This is a genomic window from Pseudarthrobacter sp. TAF60_1 (assembly GCF_052113505.1).
Taxonomy (GTDB): domain Bacteria; phylum Actinomycetota; class Actinomycetes; order Actinomycetales; family Micrococcaceae; genus Arthrobacter.
Window position 1 is genome coordinate 45,989 of record NZ_JBFRDI010000010.1, and the last position, 21,052, is coordinate 67,040.

Annotated in this window: 21 protein-coding genes and 1 pseudogene; 7 read left to right on the forward strand and 15 right to left on the reverse strand. The window is 63.0% G+C overall.

Annotated features, from left to right (window positions below):
- Positions 1-27: 27 nt before the first annotated feature.
- Both AB4Y73_RS12765 and AB4Y73_RS12770 read left to right on the forward strand, forming a co-directional pair.
- Positions 28-351, forward strand: a complete 324-nt coding sequence (locus tag AB4Y73_RS12765; protein WP_441872100.1) for a hypothetical protein — start codon at positions 28-30, stop codon at positions 349-351.
- A 275-nt stretch (positions 352-626) separates the two neighbouring features.
- Positions 627-1,820 (forward strand): annotated as a pseudogene (locus AB4Y73_RS12770) (IS110 family transposase).
- A gap of 135 nt (positions 1,821-1,955) precedes the next feature.
- On the opposite strand, the gene AB4Y73_RS12775 reads toward AB4Y73_RS12770, so the two are convergent.
- The 10 genes from AB4Y73_RS12775 to AB4Y73_RS12820 all read right to left on the reverse strand — a co-directional run bounded on the left by AB4Y73_RS12775 (position 1,956) and on the right by AB4Y73_RS12820 (position 9,618).
- Positions 1,956-3,614, reverse strand: coding sequence for a cutinase family protein (locus AB4Y73_RS12775; RefSeq protein ID WP_441872102.1), 1,659 nt, complete (start codon positions 3,612-3,614; stop codon positions 1,956-1,958).
- Between the two features lie 759 nt (positions 3,615-4,373).
- Positions 4,374-4,727: a tudor domain-containing protein gene (locus AB4Y73_RS12780; RefSeq protein WP_441872104.1), complete on the reverse strand. Its 354-nt coding sequence runs from the start codon at positions 4,725-4,727 to the stop codon at positions 4,374-4,376.
- A 61-nt stretch (positions 4,728-4,788) separates the two neighbouring features.
- Positions 4,789-5,040 carry a DUF6225 family protein gene (locus AB4Y73_RS12785; RefSeq protein WP_441872106.1) on the reverse strand — a complete coding sequence of 84 codons (252 nt, stop codon included), beginning with the start codon at positions 5,038-5,040 and terminating at the stop codon, positions 4,789-4,791.
- A 49-nt stretch (positions 5,041-5,089) separates the two neighbouring features.
- Positions 5,090-5,386 carry a helix-turn-helix domain-containing protein gene (locus AB4Y73_RS12790; protein WP_441872108.1) on the reverse strand — a complete coding sequence of 99 codons (297 nt, stop codon included), beginning with the start codon at positions 5,384-5,386 and terminating at the stop codon, positions 5,090-5,092.
- Between the two features lie 2 nt (positions 5,387-5,388).
- On the reverse strand, positions 5,389-5,649 hold the full coding sequence (locus AB4Y73_RS12795) for a ParB family protein (protein ID WP_441872110.1): 261 nt from the start codon (positions 5,647-5,649) through the stop codon (positions 5,389-5,391).
- Positions 5,642-6,247, reverse strand: a complete 606-nt coding sequence (locus AB4Y73_RS12800; protein WP_441872112.1) for a DNA-binding protein — start codon at positions 6,245-6,247, stop codon at positions 5,642-5,644. The genes AB4Y73_RS12795 and AB4Y73_RS12800 overlap by 8 nt, the downstream gene beginning before the upstream one ends.
- Before the next feature lie 60 nt (positions 6,248-6,307).
- Complete coding sequence (locus tag AB4Y73_RS12805) at positions 6,308-7,027, reverse strand: single-stranded DNA-binding protein (RefSeq protein WP_441872114.1); 720 nt, start codon at positions 7,025-7,027, stop codon at positions 6,308-6,310.
- Positions 7,028-7,033: 6 nt separating this feature from the next.
- Positions 7,034-7,300, reverse strand: coding sequence for a glutaredoxin family protein (locus AB4Y73_RS12810; RefSeq protein WP_441872116.1), 267 nt, complete (start codon positions 7,298-7,300; stop codon positions 7,034-7,036).
- 961 nt (positions 7,301-8,261) lie between these two features.
- Positions 8,262-8,411 (reverse strand): hypothetical protein, encoded by a 150-nt coding sequence (locus AB4Y73_RS12815; protein ID WP_441872118.1) that lies wholly within the window; start codon positions 8,409-8,411, stop codon positions 8,262-8,264.
- Between the two features lie 181 nt (positions 8,412-8,592).
- Positions 8,593-9,618 (reverse strand): DUF4192 domain-containing protein, encoded by a 1,026-nt coding sequence (locus AB4Y73_RS12820; protein WP_441872121.1) that lies wholly within the window; start codon positions 9,616-9,618, stop codon positions 8,593-8,595.
- A 614-nt stretch (positions 9,619-10,232) separates the two neighbouring features.
- On the opposite strand from AB4Y73_RS12820, the gene AB4Y73_RS12825 reads away from it, so the two are divergent.
- From AB4Y73_RS12825 to AB4Y73_RS12845, 5 genes are read left to right on the forward strand one after another with little or no spacing between them, the layout of a single operon-like run.
- On the forward strand, positions 10,233-11,513 hold the full coding sequence (locus AB4Y73_RS12825; protein WP_441410707.1) for an IS110 family transposase: 1,281 nt from the start codon (positions 10,233-10,235) through the stop codon (positions 11,511-11,513).
- Between the two features lie 10 nt (positions 11,514-11,523).
- On the forward strand, positions 11,524-11,946 hold the full coding sequence (locus AB4Y73_RS12830; RefSeq protein ID WP_441410706.1) for an ArsR/SmtB family transcription factor: 423 nt from the start codon (positions 11,524-11,526) through the stop codon (positions 11,944-11,946).
- Complete coding sequence (locus AB4Y73_RS12835) at positions 11,939-12,412, forward strand: SRPBCC family protein (protein WP_284987857.1); 474 nt, start codon at positions 11,939-11,941, stop codon at positions 12,410-12,412. The genes AB4Y73_RS12830 and AB4Y73_RS12835 overlap by 8 nt, the downstream gene beginning before the upstream one ends.
- Entirely contained in the window at positions 12,409-13,224 is an 816-nt protein-coding gene (locus AB4Y73_RS12840; protein ID WP_285242557.1) for an alpha/beta fold hydrolase, read from the forward strand. The genes AB4Y73_RS12835 and AB4Y73_RS12840 overlap by 4 nt, the downstream gene beginning before the upstream one ends.
- Positions 13,225-13,275: 51 nt before the next feature.
- On the forward strand, positions 13,276-13,989 hold the full coding sequence (locus AB4Y73_RS12845; protein ID WP_285242556.1) for a DUF998 domain-containing protein: 714 nt from the start codon (positions 13,276-13,278) through the stop codon (positions 13,987-13,989).
- 347 nt (positions 13,990-14,336) lie between these two features.
- Here AB4Y73_RS12845 and dprA read toward each other — a convergent pair whose 3' ends face one another.
- The 5 genes from dprA to dctA form a co-directional block, all read right to left on the reverse strand.
- On the reverse strand, positions 14,337-15,245 hold the full coding sequence (gene dprA, locus AB4Y73_RS12850; protein WP_441872124.1) for a DNA-processing protein DprA: 909 nt from the start codon (positions 15,243-15,245) through the stop codon (positions 14,337-14,339).
- A 380-nt stretch (positions 15,246-15,625) separates the two neighbouring features.
- A complete protein-coding gene (locus tag AB4Y73_RS12855) occupies positions 15,626-16,222 on the reverse strand; it encodes a recombinase family protein (protein WP_441872126.1) in 597 nt (198 codons plus the stop codon).
- Between the two features lie 389 nt (positions 16,223-16,611).
- Positions 16,612-18,108, reverse strand: a complete 1,497-nt coding sequence (gene pyk, locus AB4Y73_RS12860; protein ID WP_441872128.1) for a pyruvate kinase — start codon at positions 18,106-18,108, stop codon at positions 16,612-16,614.
- Positions 18,109-18,272: 164 nt separating this feature from the next.
- Positions 18,273-19,448 carry a glycerate kinase gene (locus tag AB4Y73_RS12865; RefSeq protein WP_441872130.1) on the reverse strand — a complete coding sequence of 392 codons (1,176 nt, stop codon included), beginning with the start codon at positions 19,446-19,448 and terminating at the stop codon, positions 18,273-18,275.
- A gap of 1 nt (position 19,449) precedes the next feature.
- Positions 19,450-20,931 (reverse strand): C4-dicarboxylate transporter DctA, encoded by a 1,482-nt coding sequence (gene dctA, locus AB4Y73_RS12870; protein ID WP_441872131.1) that lies wholly within the window; start codon positions 20,929-20,931, stop codon positions 19,450-19,452.
- Positions 20,932-21,052 lie beyond the last annotated feature (121 nt).

A 21,052-nucleotide genomic window follows, 5' to 3' on the forward strand; every position in this document is an offset into this window, starting at 1 on the left:
CACCACCACGAAAGGCACCCGAACACCATGGCTTCCATCAACATCGAAGAAACCAAAAACCAAGCCCGCGCCCTGCTCAACTCACGCATCAAGTCCGTCGAAGAACTCGTCCAGGCACGCCAGCGCGTGACCGACCTCAAAGACCAGCTCACCGCCGCCGAACGCGACGACAAACGCGCCTACGTGCGTGCCACCCGAGACGGCTGGAGCCCCGAGGAACTCAAGAAGCTCGGCCTCGAACCAGCCGCAGCAGGCCGCCGCCGCAAAGCCCAGGCCAAAACCGCCGGCACCAACACCGAGACCACAGCACAAGCCGGCCCAGCCGACGAAGAAACCGCGCAGGATCACTAAAACCCTCTCACCCACACAGGCACGGCAAAAGCAATATTCCTTACGGTGATTGAGGCTGGATTGGGGGCGTTGTAGGCTCTCGACCAACCCAGGGGTGCCGGGTATGGCTAAAAGCTAAACGCCGGACTTTGAGTGACGGCTCCGAAGGAATGGCCGCCCGGCAACCCGAGATGGCTCGACCGCTAATTGAGAGAAGCGACCCGATCGCAATGTAAGGACACGACGGCGCGGCCATCCGCTTGGGCCCATAACTGGACAACGCGATGGAGGGGTATATGCCTGAACTCTGGGCCGGCATCGACGCCGGAAAAGCTCATCACCACTGCGTGCTCATCGACGACGAAGGTAACCGGCTGCTGTCCCGCAGAGTAGCCAACGATGAGGCCGCACTCATTGAACTTCTCGCCGACGTCGACGCCTTGGCCGCAGGGAGGAAAGTCCTCTGGGCAACTGACCTGAACCGGGGCGGTGCCGCGCTCCTCATTGGAGTTCTTGAAGCACACCACCAGCCGCTGGTCTACATCCCTGGAAGGTCCATCTACCACGCCGCCCGAACGTACCGTGGGGACGGCAAATCAGACGCCAAAGACGCAGCCATCATCGCCGACCAGACACGAATGCGCCGGGACCTCGACGCCATCCGAAGCAACGATCAGATCAGTACCGACCTACGACTGCTCATCTCCAGGCGCACTGACCTCGTCTGCGACCGCACCCGCGCGATCAACAGACTCAGTGCCATCCTGCTCGAATACTTCCCCGCCCTGGAAGCAGCCTTCGACTACGCCATGATCAAGGCCGCAGTAGTCCTCCTCACCAAGTACACGACCCCGGCCGGCATCCGCCGGGCCGGCAAAACCCGCATCGCCTCCTGGCTCCGCAGCCAAGGCTGCTACAACGCTAAGACCATCGCTTCGAGAGCAGTTGCAGCCGCCCGTGCCCAGGACACCACAGTGCAAGCCCAAGAAATAGGCGCCGAGCTCGTAGCAGCTCTCGCACGCACCATTCTCGACCTCCACGGACAAGTCGCAGAGACAGAGAAGCGAATCGAAGCCCGATTCCGGGCACACCAACATGCAGAGATCCTCCTCAGCATGCCAGGCTTCGGCACGCTGCTCGCCTCCGAATTCCTCGCTGCCACTGGCGGCGACATCACCGCCTACGACAACGTCGCCCGCTTGGCCGGCGTCGCCGGGCTGGCGCCAGTTCCCCGCGACTCAGGACGCATCAGCGGCAACTTCCACCGCCCCAAACGCTACGACCGTCGGCTGCTCAACGCCTTCTACCTCGCAGCCCAATCAGCAGCACGCTACTGCCCCCAAAGCCGCACCTACTACCAGCGCAAACGAAGTTAAGGCAAAAACCACAAACAAGCAGTCCTGTCCCTGGCCAGACGACGCCTCAACGTCCTCTGGGCCATGCTCCGCGACGGCACTCCGTATCGACAACCTTCCCCAGTCGGCTTCTGACCAGAAGAAGGGCGTCGAGCCATGAGGTCAGACAAGACCGCACGCAAGTTCCTTGCCGCTGTTCAACTCGCTGCATCTCTCGCGTGGCTAGAAGCGAGTTTTAACAACACACCCTAGGGCCTCTCCTGGGCATCACTACCCCGACCAGACACCGGACGCCAGAAGGTCAGTAAGGGCCTGGGATGGGTAAACCCAACCAGCGCCCCAGCCACGCCGGTACGTGACATACAGGTTCTTGTCAGGAAAACCGTAGGCGAGGTACGTTTGGCCGGCTGGCAGGCCGGGCTCCTGGAAACGGCCCTGCCATGTCGATGTCACTCCTCCGATCGTGATCGGAGGCACCGTCTCCAGGGAGGGCCCGCCACTCCAACTCATGACATCGGATTCCGACACAGAATATGGAGCGACTTGAAGTTCCGCATGAACCATTGGACTACAACCCACACAATCATTTGGACCAAGGGTGACACGAGTCGTGTCATTTGTCAGATCCTGAGCATCGCTGTCATTGCCCATCGGCTGGCCTACATTGGCCCACTGTGACGAGGGGTAATCCAGAGTCAAGGAGCCGACCGTGATCCGCGTGGACGTCGAACCGCCGACGAAGATGTTGTATGTGATCGTGGCGGACATCTCCTGACTGTCGACCACTGTAACGACGACTGTGGCCTGGCCGGTCGTTGAAAACGTTCCGGCCAGAATGCCGTTCTGCGACAACGAAAGACCGGGGGCGCTGCCTGATTCCAGGGTCCACCGGTACGGGGCGGAACCCGACTCGATAGAGGTGTTCAGATCGACCTGATACGGACTAGCAAGGTCACCGTTCGGTAATGCAGTGCTTCTCGTAGTCACTCGGGGAAGAGCTAGCTTAGTTGTCTTAGAGATGTTAGTTGCTGCCGAATCCACGAAGGCCACTCCAGCACCGCCAGGTTTGTAGTCATAGGAGTGGATCCGTAAGCCATCGGTCAGGCTCAAATGGTTGAAATCGCAGACAAGGTCACCTGCGTCGCAAACGGAGTGGAATCGTGAGGGTGACCAGGTCGGGCTAGGCGCGCCAACAGTGGCTACGGGAGGGTATGTGTACCTGATTCCCTTTGCCAGAGGCGCCCAAGACACACCGGATGCATCGGCCGTGGCCGTGCCGTAGGTCGAGCCGTTCTGATTGGAGTACCGATCTCCGTCAGCAATGGCCAGGACCCCATCGATACGCGGTGTCACTGAGCGACCCATCGCAGTGTCGGTGCCGCTAGCCGTGAGTACCTGTTGCAGAGTGCGGTGCATGACCATGGCACCTTGGGAGTAACCCGCTAAGACATAACGCTCATGGGGGCACATCGAATAACGGGCTCGGAGAAATGTCAGAGTCTCTTTCACCCCAGAGTCGACTGATGCGAAATATTGTTTGCGAATGGACCCATTGAGCAGCAGCAAGTCCGCATCAGGAACGGCCATCGCCGGGTACGGCACGGGGTAGTACCCGATGGTGTATCCGTCCATGTGCGACGCGTACGCATCGAGTCCTTCGCGCACCTCGTCGCCGAGTCCGTTCCACTGAGAGTACGTCTGACCGGAGCCTTCGGCACCGATCCATACGACGTTCTTGCACGGCGATGTGGATCCGATGAGAGTGGGTATCGGAGAATAGGCGGTGGCCGACGCATGGCCGACGCCTACCAAGACCCCGGCAAGGGTGAGGGACAGCATTAGTGCGAGTCGCTTGGCGGACCTGATCATGGCGTCAGTATCCTTTGAGCAGATCACGAAATCTGTCAGCGACACGATTCGCAATCCCATTGCCCACCTGCCGCGAGGTAGGGATGGTCTTGACGCCTACTGAAATGCTCCCCCAAGCCTAAGAACCGCACCGAAGTGAGAAGCGTGAGAAGGCATATGCGGAACACATTGCCGAACGTAAGGCATGGCAGCCGATCTTCCTGGCACTCGAGTTCCTAACACGAGAACTCACGGACAAGTGAGTCTGGTATCCATCGCCAAACCGGACTGGTTCCAGCTCAACGTGTAGCCCGCTCTCCCCCAGCATGTCCTTGACAATCCCTATTGAGATTCCTTCGGGCTTTTCTCGCACCCATGTGGACGACGGGACCCACCTGACCGGCTGCACACAAACGCCAGGACACCGCAGGAAGGAATGTCACCGCCGGGACCGGCGAATGTGCACAGCCTGGGAACCGATCGGTCACCAACGGAGCCCTTCCCCATGGACCAAGACCGGCGCCGCCGGCCAACCCGCCGTGCGGGTCAGGATTCTTTCAGCAGGGACAACACACCCCGTCCAGGCGGGGGCGTGGTTGGGCAGCGAGGGAACCGCCAGCAGTGAGCGGCTTCCAAGGCCGCCCGGGGGCTTCCAGCCTGGTCACCGGCGGTGACAACCACAAGCGGCAGGGCGGCCGCACGTCACCACCAAACACCGGCAGGCCCGCGTGAATCCACGCAATGGCACCAACCGCACAGACCGGCATCACCAACAACCGCCACGACGACGAAGGCCGGCACATTGGTGCCGGCCTTCATGCTGCTGTGGGGCTGGATCCTCTAACCGTCGGCAGGGACATCGCCGTCCGGAATGGCCTGGTCCTGCCCGGCCGCCGGCCGCAGCTCGTGATGGTCGCGCCATGCTTGCTCGCCGTCCTGGTACTCCACGGTCCACTCGTCCACTCCAACGCGTTCAACGATGACAGCCTGCTCCCAGCTGGACCCATCGCCGCGCAAAACTTCAACGGCGCTCTCGTCAGGGAACGGGTTATGGCTACCCAGGTACTCCCGGATGGTCTCCTCAAGCGGTGTTCGCCCGCCCTCGGGGGCCGCATTCACCCACTGCTCCATGGGGTCGGTTCCAGCCCAGCGCGTTGCAAGGCCAGCTACGTAGTTCGTCCCGTCATCGCTCATGGCTTCTCGCTGCTCCAATCCGTTGTTGTTAGGCCGGGAAGACTCTGTCGCCAGGTGGCCGTTATCGGTCGCGCTGCAGAGAGGTTCCCGATGGGAACTCACAGCCGATCCGAAACTCCCTCCCAACGAACGGCTCCCCCCGGCCATCGACTCCGTGACCGAAACCAGCATGGACGACAACCTGCTCCTGAACGGTATCGCCACCCGGTTCCTCGGCGACGTCCACGATGATTGGCAGGTCATCAGGCAGCCCGGCGAGGGCGTCACGCAACTGCCCTACGGTCCAGGCCTGAACGGCGTGTTCGAAGTCCATTCTCAGATCCTTTCACCTGCCACTGACAGCCAAGGCGATGACCGTTGCTTCAGTCCTCGCCGTCGAGGGCTTCAGCCTTGATGGTTCCGGCGGCGATGCGTTCCTGGGTCTCCTGGTAGCAGCGCTCCAGGTAGTCCGCGAGGTCATCCTCACTGACACGCCACATGCGGCGGCCTCCACTAAGCTGCAGGGCACGCAGCTCCCCCGATGAAACCAAGGCGTATACGGCCGGCATGCCCACGTTCAGGATCTCCCTGACCTGGGCGAGAGTCAGCAGCCGCGGGAACCTCGGCTGCCCCGGTTCAAATGCTGGCATTTCCTCGATGTCGTTGCTCGATTTCGGCATGCTTACTTGTCCTCGTTCCGGTGTCGGATTTCTTCGCGGGTGCGCTGCCCGGGGCGGAGTTCCCCCGCGGGGACCCCCGGCCATTTCCTGCCGCCGTTGTATTTGCGCTGCAGCCGCTTCACTTCCCGCAGCGTCGCCGCCTCGATCAGGTCGCTAATGGACGCGTACCCCTCGAGATGCCCGGCTTCCTGGACGGCCGCGCGCACCTGATCGGCGTCGGATTCAGTGAAGTAGGGCGAGAAGGATTTGGTCTTCTTAGGCACCGGGAGCCTTTGCCTCCGGGGCAACGCGTTGCAGCAACGCGTTGTGTACCGTCTCCAAGGTGGTGCTGCGCGCCTCGGCGCTGGCGAGCTTCTTCTCCGCCTCCGCTGCCGCGCCCGCGGCAGCACGTTCTGCCGCACGTGCTTCGTCGAGCTCCGAACCCAGGGCGGCCAGCCGCTGCTCCAAAGCCTTCACTCCTGACTCCACGGCGGTGATGCGGGCCTGGAAGTCCGCGGCCGCGGATTCCTTCTCCACGGCGGCCCTGTCCAGATCCGCCACCAGTTCGGCGATTTCCTGGTCCTTGTCCTTGCGTTCCTGCGCCCACGCCGCCTCGACCGCGGCGTGCCGTTCGGCGGCCTGGGTCGAGGCCTCGGCCCAGCAGGCCGCGGCGAGCCGGGTCGCCTGCTCGAGCAGAGCGGCCGGCGTCGCGGCCACCTGTCCCCCGGCAGCGAGCTTCTCCTCGTTCCATTCCTTCAGATACCGGGTAGCGTCCGCGTTGCTGACACCCGCGGCGGCACGGACCGTGGAGACGGTCGGGCGGCGCTCGGCGCTGATCTGCTCGGCGGCGGCAAACACACGGTCTTTCACACTCGTCATCATGGCGGCTTCTCCAGTAGTAGGAGTAGTAACGCTACTACTCCTACTACTACTTTTCAACGCTTAGAACGGCGGTTCAGAGTCGGGGCCGGTCCCCCAGCCGCCGGCGGTACTGGCCGCCGGGATACCCCACGGGTCATCCTGCGGGGCTGACTGCGAGCCCCTGCTACCGTTCCCCTGGTCGCCGAAACCACTACCTGCCTGCCCGCCTTGATAGCTGCGCTGGGTTCTGTTGACCTTGGCGTACCGGAGCGAGGGGCCGATTTCATCGACTTCGAGTTCGATCACGGTGCGCTTTTCGCCTTCCTTGGTTTCGTAAGAGCGGGACTTCAGCCGACCGGAAACGATGACGCGCATGCCCTTGGTCAGGGACTCGGCGACGTTCTCAGCGGCTTCGCGCCACACGGACGCCCGGAGGAAAAGCGTCTCGCCGTCCTTCCACTCACTGGAGGCACGGTCGAAGGTCCGGGGTGTGGAGGCGATGGTGAAGTTCGCGACCGCTGATCCACTCGGGGTGAAACGCAGCTCGGGATCGTTGGTGAGGTTGCCGATGACGGTGATCGTGGTTTCTCCGGCCATGAGGGTGGGTGCCTTTCGAGAGAGGGGGTTCCGGGTGTCGTTCTCGTCCTCGAACCCGGTCCAGTCCGGGTACGGGGCGTAGTGGTCCACGAAGGGGACGCTGATGGTGCCTTCAGGGTTGGCCTCGAGGCCGAACCATTCGTCCTCGTTGTAGAGTGCGCGGGGCAGGATCGGAAACCGGTCCTCTTCCATGGTGCCGGTCACGGCCTCTCACGCAGCCTTGTGGGTCATGCCGGCATGCACGAGCTTGTCGCGCCGAAGCCCAGACCAGTGGTCCTGATCATCAGAATTGTTCACAACAACGGGAGCCTGGGAGTAGCCCAGTTCAGCGGTGATGTACTCCAGGGCCGCGGGCACTTCGGTGATGTCCACGGACGTGTAGGTGATGCCCCTGGAGTCGAAGTACTCCTTCGTCTTCTCGCAGTTGGGGCACTCGGGCTTGGTGTAAACCGTGTAAGCGGTAGGTGAAGCAGTCATTTTCAGTACCTGGTTTCGTATCAACTGAGTTTCGTTCGTCTGGCTGACTTGCTACTTCAATTTTAGCAATCATTCAACTGAATGACTAGTGGTTTTACCGCCTATCTCGAGCATTTTCCTATACATATTTATACGTACAACGCGCACTTCCACTGTTCCTAGGCCGCGGGAACTGCTGTCATTTTCCGAAGTCGTCTGCATACATTTCAATACTCGTTTGCACAGCTGAGGCGGTCTGCTCGAGAAGGCTCTCACCCTCGGAGGACGTTCCCGCATGGCGCGCATTGGTCGGGAGACATTTCTCGCAAACGAAGGATTTCAAGAACAGTTTGAATCGAGAATCCCGGCCTCGATCGCTCATCGAAGTGGCGTGTGACTTTCGGCGTTAAATTGCGGTCTTTTGCGGCCCTATTTGGCGCCGTACGCTGCCCGCAAGGGGATCCTTTAAGGGACACCACCTGAACCACCGCCCTTTACGCCACCGTTCGGGTCATGGTCGTTGTGTTCATGAGGTGGTTGCTCCGTTTCGCTGGGGCGGGGCGGGTGCCTGACGTACCGGATTCCGTCTCCCCACCATGTTTTTGCCTGCTGGCGGAGCAGCGCGTAGCTGTGCCCGACGGAGCCGGGGCAACCCGAAGGGCAAGCAGCGGATGGATTGTGGGAGGAAATAAGCGAAGCGCCGACACAAGGCATCCGGTGCGTAGCCGTCCGCAGGACGGTTGAGCCGGTGGAGCGGGCACGTACGATCCACCGGACAGCAGCAAAAAACAGAAAAACGCTTCTACAGCCCGAGCGCAGCGAGGACCTTTCCTCCCGGCGCGGGCGCTGCATCTTGGCCGGAAGGGCAACGGCAGGTGGGAGCCGCGCGTATTAACGGGTGAGGCCGGCCCTTTTGGGGCCGGCCTCTGTTTTTCCCTCAGCAAAAGGAAACCTGTGGGGCAGCGTCGTCGCTGGGGAGTACTTAGTCCAGCGGGGATTTTTCCCAGCAAATGTCAACGGCGGCGGAGGGACCCTGAGCCATGGTCAATAGGGACAGCTCGAGCACGTCCTGGGCATGGGTGGCGCCGGCGGGTGCGGCGTCGTCGTCCGTGAGGATGAAGTCGTGGCTCAAGGTTCTGCTCCGTGGCGTGAGTCGGGTCCGTTGCCTTCTCACTGTAGCCCGACGGCAGTCTTTTGCCTCGCCCCTGTTGCTTCGCCCGCGTCAGCGTTGATCGGCGGCCGGAGGAGCGCCAGCGGGGGAGGCCGCCACCGCGGAGGAGGCCGAACCGATACCGGTCCGGCCCCCGTTCTTTTTAGCGGTGCCTCTTATACGCGGTGGCGGCGTCCTGCGCGACCGGGGCGATGGTTCCCCGGTTCACCAGCTGTTCCATCAGTTCAGCGAGCCGGTAGCCAGGCGTGTCAGCGATGGCCAGGGCGAAATGGTCACCGGCCACAGATGACTGGCCCTTGAGGTACGCCAGCCAGCCGATCAGGGTCAACAGGGGCGCCCGGTAGCCTTCCGGCGCCGCGTCGATCAGGAGCCGCGCCAGTTCCTGGGCCCGGTCGACCCGGTTCCAGTCCGGCGCGATTCCCTGCCCGATCAGAAGGTCGCCGCTTCCCTCCGCGTCGGGCTGTTCCGGATCGATCACGTTGCAGAACATCACGTCGCGCAGGTCAGGGCGCTGAAAGCAAGCCAGCAAAGCCACCGCCGTTGCCGGGTCCGTCCAACCGTCCCGGGTCAGGGCATCTGCCCACAGTGTCCGGCCGCTGTGCAGCTCTCCGGCCAATACTCCGGGCAGGGCTTCGCGGATCTGCTCGGCGGTGTCCGCGGGACCGGTAAACAGCGCGTAGGTGGTGCCGGGTTCCTTTTGGTAGCTGCTCCCCCGGAAGATCAGTTCTGCGTTCAGTTGCCCGTCGGTGATGGATTCCAGCGGTTCGGGCAGGCAGCACCCGGCGTCGCTGTCGCACAGCAGGTTCTGCCAGTGCTCCGAGGTGACCAGCCACGCGTCCTTCAGCGGGGTTCCAGCAATCTCCAGTTCCTGAATCACGGCTTCGACGTGGTCGTGGAACGGGCGCGGCGCCGACGCGGCCGGTGCGTCGTCCGTGTAGATGGCCAGCAGGACTGCGGTGGCCTGTTCGTCTACCGCGAGGTAGTTCACCATGGACCGTGCGAAACCGACGGCGTCCCCGAATAGGGGCGCGTCAACGCGGAGCGTCGCGCCGAGGGTGTTCTCGCGCAGGGTCAGGAACACGAAGGACTCCCGGGGTGTGAACCCGAGCGTGTGCGGGATGAAGCCGAGGATGTCGGCGGGGCTGGAAATGCGGATTGCGTCGTTCATGGTTGAAAGTCCTTTGCTGAGGATTCCGGTGGGTGGGGCGGCTCAGGTGACCGGCCAGCTCCCCTTCTCCCCCGACGCTTCTATGTCTGTCAAGCGGCTGGGAACGGGTGCGGACGCGGACCAAATCGGTGCCGGGGGCGGCCTGGTGACCGGCTAGTGTCCCCTCTCCCCCCTTGTTGTTTTGGCTGCTGGCGAAGCTTGCGGAGCTGTGGCCGACGGAGGCCTGTCTACCCGCAAGGGCAAGGGGCGGGAAATTCCCGGAGGAAATCAGCGACGAAGGAGCGCCGCAGGGAAATTCCCGTCACGCAGGCCCCGACGAAGGAGGGGCTAGACGGGCCGGAGCGGACACGTACAATCCGTCAGGACAGCAGCCAAAACGGTAATACTGGAACAGTCCTTGAGCCGGCGTGACCCAGCCAAAAATTGACGTACCAGGCGGCACTGTCTTCCCGACGATCTGTCCGCCGGCTCAAGGTCCGTTAAAAGGGGTGTCGGGCCAGGCGGACATGACCTCATAGGAGCCTGATACGACCAGTCCCATTACCGTTTTGTCTGCCCACCTGGCCCGCGCCCGATCAATCAGCATTCGACGCGACTGAGGGGCAATTTCCATCTTGGCAAGCGAACCAATAAAAGTCATCGCGGGTATCGACACCCACGCCGACACACACCACGTAGCCGTGATCAACGAACACGGCAAACCCCTTGCAGACAGGGAATTCCTGGCCGTGGGATCCGGATACCGGAAAATCATCGACTTCATCACTTCCTACGGCACAGTCGTAGCCGTCGGGGTCGAAGGAACAGGCTCCTACGGTGCCGAACTCGCCCGAACTCTTCGGGGTGAAGGGCTCACCGTGCTGGAGGTAAACCGCCCGAACCGGGCCGCCCGTCGCCTCAAAGGGAAGTCAGACCCGTTGGATGCCTACCAGGCCGCCAAGTCCGTGCTCGAGGGGCGGACCAAGGCGATCCCTAAGGCCAAAGACGGCCCCGTCGAATGCCTGCGGATCGTACGTTCCGGGCGCGCATCAGCCATCAAGGCCCGCACTGCGGCCATCAACCAGATCAAGGCGCTCCTCGTTTCAGCCCCGGACAAGATCCGGGCGAAATACCGGGCGCTGGCCACCTCAGCGCTGATTCCTGCCCTGCAGCGCACGAGACCTTCCGGGCATATGGCTGACCCCGAGTACGTGACTCTGCTGACGCTCAAGGCGTTGGCAGCCCGATGCCAAGCGCTGGGAACGGAAATCGCGGCTGCTGACGCTGCACTCAAGGAAATCCTGGACGGCTATGCTCCGATGCTTTGTGATCTCCCAGGAGTCGGAACCGAAGTGGCCAGCCAGTTGTTGATCACCGTCGGGGACAATCCGGACCGTCTGGGGAACGAGGCCCAGTTCGCTTCGCTCGTCGGCGTCGCCCCGGTGCCAGCCTCATCGGGCAAGACAACCCGCCACCGGCTCAGCAGGGGCGGCGACCGCAGCGCCAATAATGCCTTGCACCAGGTTGTTCTGGTGCGCATGGGCTCGTGCCAACGGACCAAGGAGTACGTGGCTAAACGCACGTCAGAGGGAAAGAGCAAACGCGAAATCATGCGCTGCCTCAAACGCTACGCAGCCAGGGAAATCTACCGTCAGATCACCAATCCCCGGCCCGCACCCGACAACTCCGACCTCCGCCGCAGGCGGACAGACCTCGGCATGACCTTAACGACCGTCGCCGGCGAACTTGGTCAATGGGTTTCCATCATTTCGCGTCTGGAACGCGGACATATCCGCAACGATGCCCTGGCCGGCGCCTACCGGAAATGGCTCATCGACCAGGCCGAAATGCCACGCCGCACACCTCCGACGACAGCTGCAGCAAGGACAAATGCGTTACCGGGCGCCGTTAGCTGAGACTCAAGGCTTGACGCTTTACTCAAACCAGACTTACTCTAAAACCACAAGGTTATATAACGACAAGGTTATGGTTTTGATGGTTGATGAATTGAGTGCAGTGTTCGCGGCGTTGGCCGATCCGACTCGGCGGGCTATTCTGCAGCGGCTCGCTGACGGTGACGCGCAGGTGTCCGACCTCGCGGCGCCTTTCAGGATCAGCCAACCGGCGATTTCGAGGCATTTGAAGGTATTGGAAAATGCTGGCCTGATCTCCCGGAACCGGGTAGCGACTGCCCGGTTCAGTCATCTGGAGCCCGACCGGCTTAAGGAAGCGAGCGAGTACATGGAGCGGTACAAGAAGTTTTGGGGTGAGTCCTTCGACAAACTCGACGGCGCGCTGGCCTCGTTTCAGCGCGACACCCCACCTACGGGAAAGGGCCGAGATGTCTGAGGGGCGCCAGCAGGAAGTCACAGAACACGATGTTTTCATTTCCCGCTCTTTCGCCGCCCCCAGGGACACGGTCTGGCGGTTCTGGACCGAACCCCAACTCCTCGCCTCATGGTTCGGGCCTGAAGGAGTTCACGTACCCGTGGACAGCATCATCGTGGAGCTCGTGGAGCAGGGCCGGTGGGAGTTGACCATGGTCGACAACGCTACCGGGGCCGGCCACCCCATCCGGGGGCGCATCACCGCCTTTCAGGCACCGGAATCCCTCGAGATTCAACTGACAGCGCTGACCGAGGCTGGGCCCGTGGACGACGTCGTGCTGCGGCTTCAGTTCCACGATCACGGCGACCGGACGCGCATGACCCTCCATCAAGGCCCGTTCACCGACGAGATCCGGGACATGACCCACGCCGGATGGATACTGTCCTTCACCAAACTCGACACCCTCCTCGAAAGGCCCACAGCATGAAAACCAGCGCCGCCCAAAGCCAGGTCACCCAGATCACCTCAGCGGACGGAACCCCCATCTCCGTCGAACACATCGGCTCCGGCCCCTCCCTGGTCCTGGTTGACGGCGCCTTCTGCGGCCGGTCCTTCGGCCCGGCGCGGGCCCTGGCCACCACGCTGGCCGACTCCTTCACCGTGTACTTCTACGACCGTCGCGGCCGCGGCGACAGCGGTGATACACGGCCCTACTCCGTGGAACGCGAAATCGAAGACCTAGCCGCCGTCATCACCCATGCGGGCGGAGACCCCTACGTCTATGGCATCTCCTCCGGTGCGGCCCTCGCCCTCGAAGCAGCAGCGGCGGGTATCCCGATGCGCAAGCTCGCCACCTACGAGGCCCCCTACACGGGAATCGGGAACGTCGACGGAACGCCCGTCGACCACGCCGGGCACCTGAACTCACTGCTCGCCCAAAACAAGCGCGGCGCGATGGTCTCCTACTTCTTGGTCAAGATGATCGGCGTCCCTGCATTTGTGCCCCTCATGCTGCGCCTCATGCCAAAGATCTGGAAGAGCCAAAAGGACGCCGCCAACACCCTCCCCAATGAAATTGCCGTTACCAACAACTTCACCGCACCCACCGGCCGGTTCGCCAAAATCACGGTGCCGACCCTTGTCATGGTCGGTGGAAAAGCCGCCCCGGTCATGACCTCAGCTCAAGCAACAACAGCCGCCGCGATCCCCCAGGCCCTTCACCGCACCCTCGAGGGCCAAACACACCAAGTCTCAGACGCAGCAATGGCAGCCGAACTCCGCGGGTTCTTCACCAACTGACCCGTTGACCACTCTCACCAAATTCATTTCGCCCACAGACCGGAATAGACCATGCCCAAAATCAGCTATCAGACCGAACATCAGGGATCCCAACGACGCCCGCCCGCCTCCTCTGCCACGCGGGTATTGCTGGCCTGTGGCATCACCGCCGGCCCCCTATACCTTCTGGTCAGCTATGCCCAGGCGTTTCTTCGCCCGGGCTTCGACGCGGCACATAACGACCTCAGCGTCCTAGCCAACGGCGACCTAGGCTGGATGCAAACCACAAACCTGATCCTCACCGGCGCCCTAACCCTCCTGACCGCCGTCGGATTCCGTCGCGCACTCAACCCCGGACGAGGAGCCACCTGGGGGCCGGTTCTCGTCGGAATCTACGGTGCCGGATTAGTGGGTGCGGGGATTTTCACCGCCGATCCCATGAACGGATTCCCTCAAGGCGCACCTCCCGGACCCCCTATCTCCGGGTCCCTCCACGGGTTTCTTCACTTCGTTACCGCAGGGATTGGCTTTGCCGCCTTCATCGCTGCCTGCTGCGTTATGGCCCGCCGGTTCTACACATCCGAAAACCGGAGGCTCGGAGCATTCTCCCTTGCTACCGGAATCCTCTTTCTCGCCGCCTTCGTCGGCATTGCCAGCGGGTCAACGTCAGCCGTCATCGTTCTTAGCTTCACAGCAGCCGTAGTCCTCGCTTGGACCTGGCTGGCAATAACGGCCGCCCACCTACGACGCAGCCAACCCCTGCCTCCCACCGTCCGCACCAGCTGAGCGAGCCAACCACTAAAAAGCACGATCAACAGCAATTTGACGACTATAGGAGCATCGTCGAAGACGTAAACAACAGGGCCAGGGGCGGCGGAGCTCTGCGGAGCCGGCACTGGACCCCACAGCCGGCCGCGCCAGCGGACGCCCTTTTCCTGGTGAGCTCTGCGAACCCTCCACGGCACCCCGGATCTCCTTTCGGCGTCCCTGACTTCGGCGGCCGCGCGCCCCGGTCTCCCACATGCGTCCTTGGCTGTTGGCGGTCCGCCGCCGCCAACCCACGGCGGAAGCCAGCCACGACGGCGGACCGCCCGCGGTGACCGCCCCGGCAACGGGACGGCCACCTGAAGGGACTAGTCTGCGAGGAGTTCGGCCAGTTCGGCCGCGTCGGACACCAGCACCGCCCCGCCTTCTTTCAGGAGCCTGTGGCATCCTGCCGAGTTGGCGCTGTGCACGCTCCCGGGGACGGCGGCGACGTGCCTGGCAATGGTTTCGGCGTGGTGGGCGGTGTTCAGCGCCCCCGAACGCCAGCGGGCTTCCACGACACAGGTCACCCCTGCGAGGGCGGCAATAATGCGATTCCTGTGAAGGAATCTGGCCCTACTAGGGGCGGAACCGGGCGGGAGCTCTGAGAGCGTCAGGCCGTTGCCGCGGATCGCGGCCGCGAGATCAGCATTGCCGGACGGGTAGTCCCGGTCAAGGCCACCGGCCAGCACCGCGACGGTCACCGGTCCTCCTCCCTGGTTCCCGGCCAACGCGGCCCGGTGCGCGTGCGCATCGATGCCGTAGGCCAGCCCTGAAATCACGCAGATTCCACGCTGGGCCAACCCGTATGCCATATCCCCTGTCACGGAGGCGCCATAGCTGGTGGAATCCCGGGATCCGGTCAGGGCCACGCATCGGGAAGGTGCCGGGATGCCGTTGTCGATGTTGCCCCGGTACCAAAGCCCGTACGGGGCGTCGGGCAGGTCGTCCAAACCTTCCGGCCAGTGCTCATCTCCTGGGATGAGGAACCCGCCGCCGAGGCGTTCGATGGTGGCCAGGTCTTCCTCCGGGTCGACCTCCGGCACCCGGGGCGCCCAGCGCTTCAACGCATCGGCCAGTTCCTCGGGCGTCACGTCCGGGAGGGTGTGCGCGGGTTGCGCGCCGGTAGCAAGCCGCAACGCGGCGTAGGCGCCGAGCCTGCCCATAAGGGCACGCCCGATACGGTCGCCGGGTTCGAAGAGGCGGGTCAGGGCGGCGCGTGCAATGCGATCGTTCATGGTTTCTCTCGTCCTTTGCTGAGGATCCGGTGGGTGGGGCGGACTTTGGTGACCGGCCAGCTTCCCCTCTCCCCCGGGCGTTTTTTGCCTGCTGGCGGAGCAGCGCGTAGCTGTGCCCGACGGAGCCGGGGCAACCCGAAGGGCAAGCAGCGGATGGATTGTGGAGGAAATAAGCGAAGCGCCGACACAACGCATCGGCTGCGCAGCCGTCCGCAGGACGGTTGAGCCGGTGGAGCGGGCACGTACGATCCGAAGGACAGCAGCAAAAAACCAGAAAAACGCTTCTACAGCCCGAGCGAAGCGAGGCCCGTGCAGTAGACCTCGGCGCCGGCTCAACGAAGCCGGCAACCGGAATCTTCAGGCAGCGTGCGGTTTCCGGGCTAGGTTGTGGTGCTCTCGCGTGCTGCACGGGCTTGCTGGTGGCGGTAGAGCGTTGCGCGGCTCCAGCCAACGAGACGGGCGGCGTCCTCGGCGGTGCGGCCCTTGGCGCGGGCGTCCTGGGCGATCGCGAGTTTGTCGGCAATGACTGCGGGGTCGGACAGCGGCCGGCCGAAACGTGTGCCGTTTTGCCGGGCGGCAGCGATGCCAGCATTGACCCGCTCGACGATGAGTTCGCGCTCATACTCGGCAAGGGTTGCGAGCATGTTCAACATCAGCCGGCCGGTCGAGGTTGCCGGGTCGATGCCATCGGAGATGGACCGGACCTGGACACCGCGGCCGCGCAGCAGGGCCACCGTGTTGAGCACGTCAATCAGCGACCGGCCCAGCCGGTCGACCCGCCACACAACAACGGTGTCGCCTTCCTCGGCGTACTCGAGGAGTCTTTTCATTCCGGGCCGCTCGATCGCCGTCTTGCTTCCGGAGGTCACGTCGGCAAAGACATCGCGTTTCTGCACGCCAGCGTCAACCAGTGCATCCAGCTGCAGCTGCGCGTCTTGGCTGGAAGTACTGACCCGGGTGTAACCCAGTTGCCTCACGAAGCAATTCTGACTCGAAAAGTCGCCGACTCGCCCACTACGAGACGAATTGCGGTGATACGCCTTTACGAGACGCTGAGTGGCCGGTTATTCCGCCTGCTCGCGCGGCCGCCGCTGCCCCTCCGGAGGGCCGTGGACTGTGTCTTGAAAAGCTGTTGCTTTTCGAGACACTGTCTCTGGTCTTGGTGAGACGTCTTAGAAGTCAAGGGTTTTGAGACGATCTCTTATGTAGCTTTCACAAGCTCACCCAGAACCCGGGAAGATGCACGATCGGGATCCATTTCCGTTCATCCACCGCTTCCTCAGTCGGGAGTTATGGGGTAGCTCTCTCTGTGCCGCAGTGGCGGCGCACAAGAATTCCTCCCCGGCGACGTAAGACAGTTCTTCTTTCAGTTCACACGAGGATTTGTGGTCTCCGACCATGGGCCGAGCTTTTCGCGGTTGCTGCCACTCACTCCCCCTGGGGTGGAGTCGGCGAGGTCGCCCACCTTGTGCACCTTCAGCGAGTTGGTGGAACCGGCCTTTCCAGGAGGCGAACCGGCGGCGATGACCACCAGGTCACCGTCCTGCACCAGGCCCATCTCCATGAGGCTGCGGTCAACCTGTGCGGTCATGGCATCGGTGTGGTCCACCATCTGCACCAGCACCGGCTGGATGCCCCACGTCAGTGCAAGCTGGTTCCACACGTGCTCCACCGGGGTGAAGGCGAACACGGCCTTGATGGGCCGCAGGCGGGAGAGGCGCCGGGCGGAGTCGCCGGACTGGGTGAAGGTACAAATGTACTTGGCGTCCAGCTGGTCGGCGATTTCGACGGCGGCACGGGTGATGGCGCCGCCACGGGTCTTGGGCTTGGTTCCCAGCGGGGGGACGCGCTCCAGGCCATGGACCTCGGTGGACTCGATGATCCGGGCCATGACCTTCACAGTTTCGATCGGGTACTTGCCCACGCTGGTCTCGCCGGAGAGCATGACCGCGTCAGCACCGTCCAGGACGGCGTTGGCGCAGTCGGATGCCTCTGCACGGGTGGGGCGCGGGTTGTCGATCATGGATTCGAGGACCTGGGTGGCCACGATGACCGGCTTGGCCCAGCGGCGGGCCAGTTCAATGGCGCGCTTCTGGACGATCGGCACTTCCTCCAGTGGCAGCTCCACGCCAAGGTCGCCACGGGCCACCATGATGGCGTCGAACGCGTCGATGATCTCGGGCAGCTGCTCCACGGCCTGCGGCTTTTCGATCTTGGCGATGACCGGCACGCGGCGGCCTTCCTCGTCCATGATCTCGTGCACGCGGGTGATGTCGGAGGCGTCACGCACGAAGGAGAGGGCCACCAGGTCAACGCCGCGGCGCATCGCCCAGCGGAGGTCGTCCTCGTCTTTTTCGCTCAGCGCGGGAACGTTGACGGCCACGCCGGGAAGGTTGATGCCCTTGTTGTTGGACACCATGCCGCCGACGGTCACCTCGGCGACCACCTTGACGTCGTCGACCTCGATGGCGCGCAGTGCCACCTTGCCGTCGTCGATCAGCAGGGCGTCGCCCACCTTGACGTCCTCGGTGAGGCTCTTCAGGGTGGTGGAGCAGATTTCCTGGGTGCCGGGAACGTCCTCGGTGGTGATGGTGAAGATGTCACCCAAGGCCAGGGCGTGCGGGCCGTCCACGAACCGGCCCAGGCGGATCTTGGGGCCCTGAAGGTCGGCCATGATCGCCACGGCCTTGCCCAACTCTTCTGCTGCTTTGCGGACGTTTTCGTAGGTGTTGTCGTGCACGGTGTAGTCGCCGTGGCTCATGTTCATGCGGGCGACGTCAACGCCGGCTTCCAGCACCGCCAGGGTGTTTTCGTAGCTGGCAATTGCCGGGCCAAACGTAGCCACAATTTTTGCGCGTCTCATATACCTACCATTGGTTCTCTTGCGGATTTGATGTTGAGCCTGAATTTGGGTCTGTGGTGCTTCGAATGCCCTTGGGTAGTGGGTGTCGGGTCAGGCGCCGTGGAGCTTGCCACGAAAAAGCACCCGCCCGTGTGACCCTCGGGCGGGTGCCTTGGTTTCCCGCGCTAAGTGAAGCTGAGCTGCAGGAGGCTTGTTCCGATGTCTTTGCCGATTTTTTGCAGCAGCGCAGCGGAAAGTTGGGGGTCTTTGGATGAGTCCCGGTCGGTGTACTCGGCCAAGGTGAATACACGGGTCAGATCCATTTCTGACCACCGCTCCTTGGGAAGCAGGGAGCGTCCGGCAACGGCGATGATGGGGCGGTTGCCTGAGCGCCGGGCCACCGCAGCAGGGAGTTTCCCGGCGAGGGTTTGTTCGTCGATACTGCCTTCCCCGGTGATCACTACATCGCAGTGGTCCTTGCGGCCGTTGAAGTCCAGCAGATCAAGGAAGTAGTCAGCCCCCGAGACCTGTTTCGCCCCCAGCAGCAGGCAGGCGTAGCCAAGCCCTCCGGCGCTCCCTGCGCCTTCGTGTGCTGCCAGCGCCCCTGCGTCGGCGAATCCTGCTTCTGCCATTTTGATCACGAAGTGGCCCAGGCTTTCATCCAGGAACGCCACTTGCTCTGGTGTGGCGCCTTTTTGGGGCCCGAAGACTGCGGGTGCCCCGTTGGGGCCGCGGAGGGGGTTGTGGACATCGCTGGCGACGATCAGTTCTGTATCGACAAGTTCGGGCAACGGGGTTCGGTGGATGGATTCTATTTGTCCCAGCGCTGTTCCGCTTCCATCGAGCTGGTGACCTTGCCCGTCGTAGTAGGTGAAGCCGAGGGCGGACAGCATGCCCATGCCGCCGTCGGTGCTGGCGCTGCCGCCCAAAGCCAGGACAATTCTGGCAGGGCGGAGGCTGAGCGCGAACAGAACCGCGTCTCCGAACCCACGGCTGGAGGATTTCAAGGCCTCCAACGTGCCGCCCGGCAACAAAGCGAGACCGCAGGTGTTGGCGACTTCGACAACGGCTGTGGTGCCGTCGAAGGCGATGCTGGTCTGAACGGGGTCGCCGGTCGGACCAGCGACGGTGTAGCTGCGGCGGGTGAAGCCCGCGGCGACGGCGGCATCGACGCTGCCGTCGCCGCCGTCGGCCAGGGGTAGCAGTTCGCACTGGACCGCTCCCGTTGTGCCGGCTTCATCAGCCGCGGAGCGAAGCCCCGCTGCCAGGGCCTGTGCGACCTCATTGGCGGTGAGACTGCCTTTGAACTTGTCGGGGGCGATGAGGGTCCGCACGGTTTTCAGGGCGGTAGTGCTGGTCATGTCAGACTTTTTCCGAGTAGGCGGGACGGGGGTCAGCAGATGGTGCTACAACGTCGACAGCGTGTTTAGGGGCCGCATCCGCGGATTCCTGCTGCCTGGGAGAGTGGTGGCCGTATTCGACGAGGTCATCATCGATGTCTGTAACGTCACCGACATGGGCGGGGTCTTCGTTCGGCATCGGTTCGACGGTTTCGCCGGCAAAGACACGGCGGACGCGGTCGGCGTCCAGGGTACGGTCCCACCAGGCGATGAACAGGGTGGCCACCGCGTTGCCGGTAAAGTTCACCAGGGCGCGGCATTCGGACATGAACTTGTCGATGCCGAAGATGAGCATGATGCCGGCGGCCGGGATCGTGCCGATGGTGGCCAGTGTGGCCGTCAGGGCGATGAAGCCGCCGCCGGCGACGCCTGCTGCGCCCTTGGAGGTCAGGAGCATGACGGCGAGCAGGCCCAGTTGCTGGCCGATAGTCAGGTGAGTATTGGTGGCCTGGGCGATGTAAAGGGCGGCCAGGGACAGGTAGATGGCGGCACCGTCGAGGTTGAAGCTGTAGCCGGTGGGGACCACCAGGCCGACGGTTTCTTTTTTGACGCCGGCGTGCTCGAGCTTGCGCATCAGGCCGGGCAGGGCGGGTTCGGCCGTGGAGGTGCCCAGGATGAGCATGTATTCCTCTTTGAGGTGCCGGATCATGCTGAAGATGTTCAGCTTAAGGAACGCCATGACCGAGCCCAGGACCACCACCACGAACAGGATCGACGTGGCGTAGAACAGTGCGATCAGGCCACCCATGCTGGTCAGGGACGAGACGCCGTACTTGCCCACGGCGAAGGCCATGGCACCGAAAGCGCCAAGCGGTGCTGCTTTCATGATGAAGCTCAGGATTTTGAACATGACCCCGGTGAGGCGCTGCACACCGTCCAGGACCGGGGCGCCGACCTTACCCATCGCGTTCAGGGCGATACCGAAGACGACCGCGATGAAGATGATCTGCAGGATGTCACCCGCCACGAAAGGCTGCACGACGCTGGTGGGAATGATGTTGGTAATGAACTGCCACCATTCCTGGTGCTGGCCGGCGTCGATCAGCTTCGCGGCCGAGTCAGAGGTTTTAATGCTGCCGGGGTCGGCGTTCACGCCTTCGCCAAGGCGGAATACGTTGATGGCCACCAGCCCGAAGGCCAGGGCGCAGATGGTGCCGACCTGGAAGTAGGTCAGCGCCTTCAGCCCGGTCATGCCGACCGTCTTCAGGTCAGCGACACTGGCGATGCCACCCACGATGGTGAGGAAGACGATGGGGCCGATGAGCATCTTCATCGCGTTCACGAACGTGGTGCCGATGGGTTCCATGGCGATACCGGTGGACGGGGCGAGCCAGCCGACCAGGATGCCGATGACGATGGCGGTCAATACCCAGAAGTACAACTGCTTGTACCAGCGGGGTTTGTTGGCCGGTTTAGCGTTACCGGCGGTGGTGATGTGGTCCATGATTCCTACCTCATTGTGGAATGTCGCTGGAGGATGTTCTGAAGAAAGATTGGTGCGGGGCGGGCGGCGGTACTGCTTCACCACCCGCCCCGTGCTTGGCACCGGCACCCGATGTCGGTGC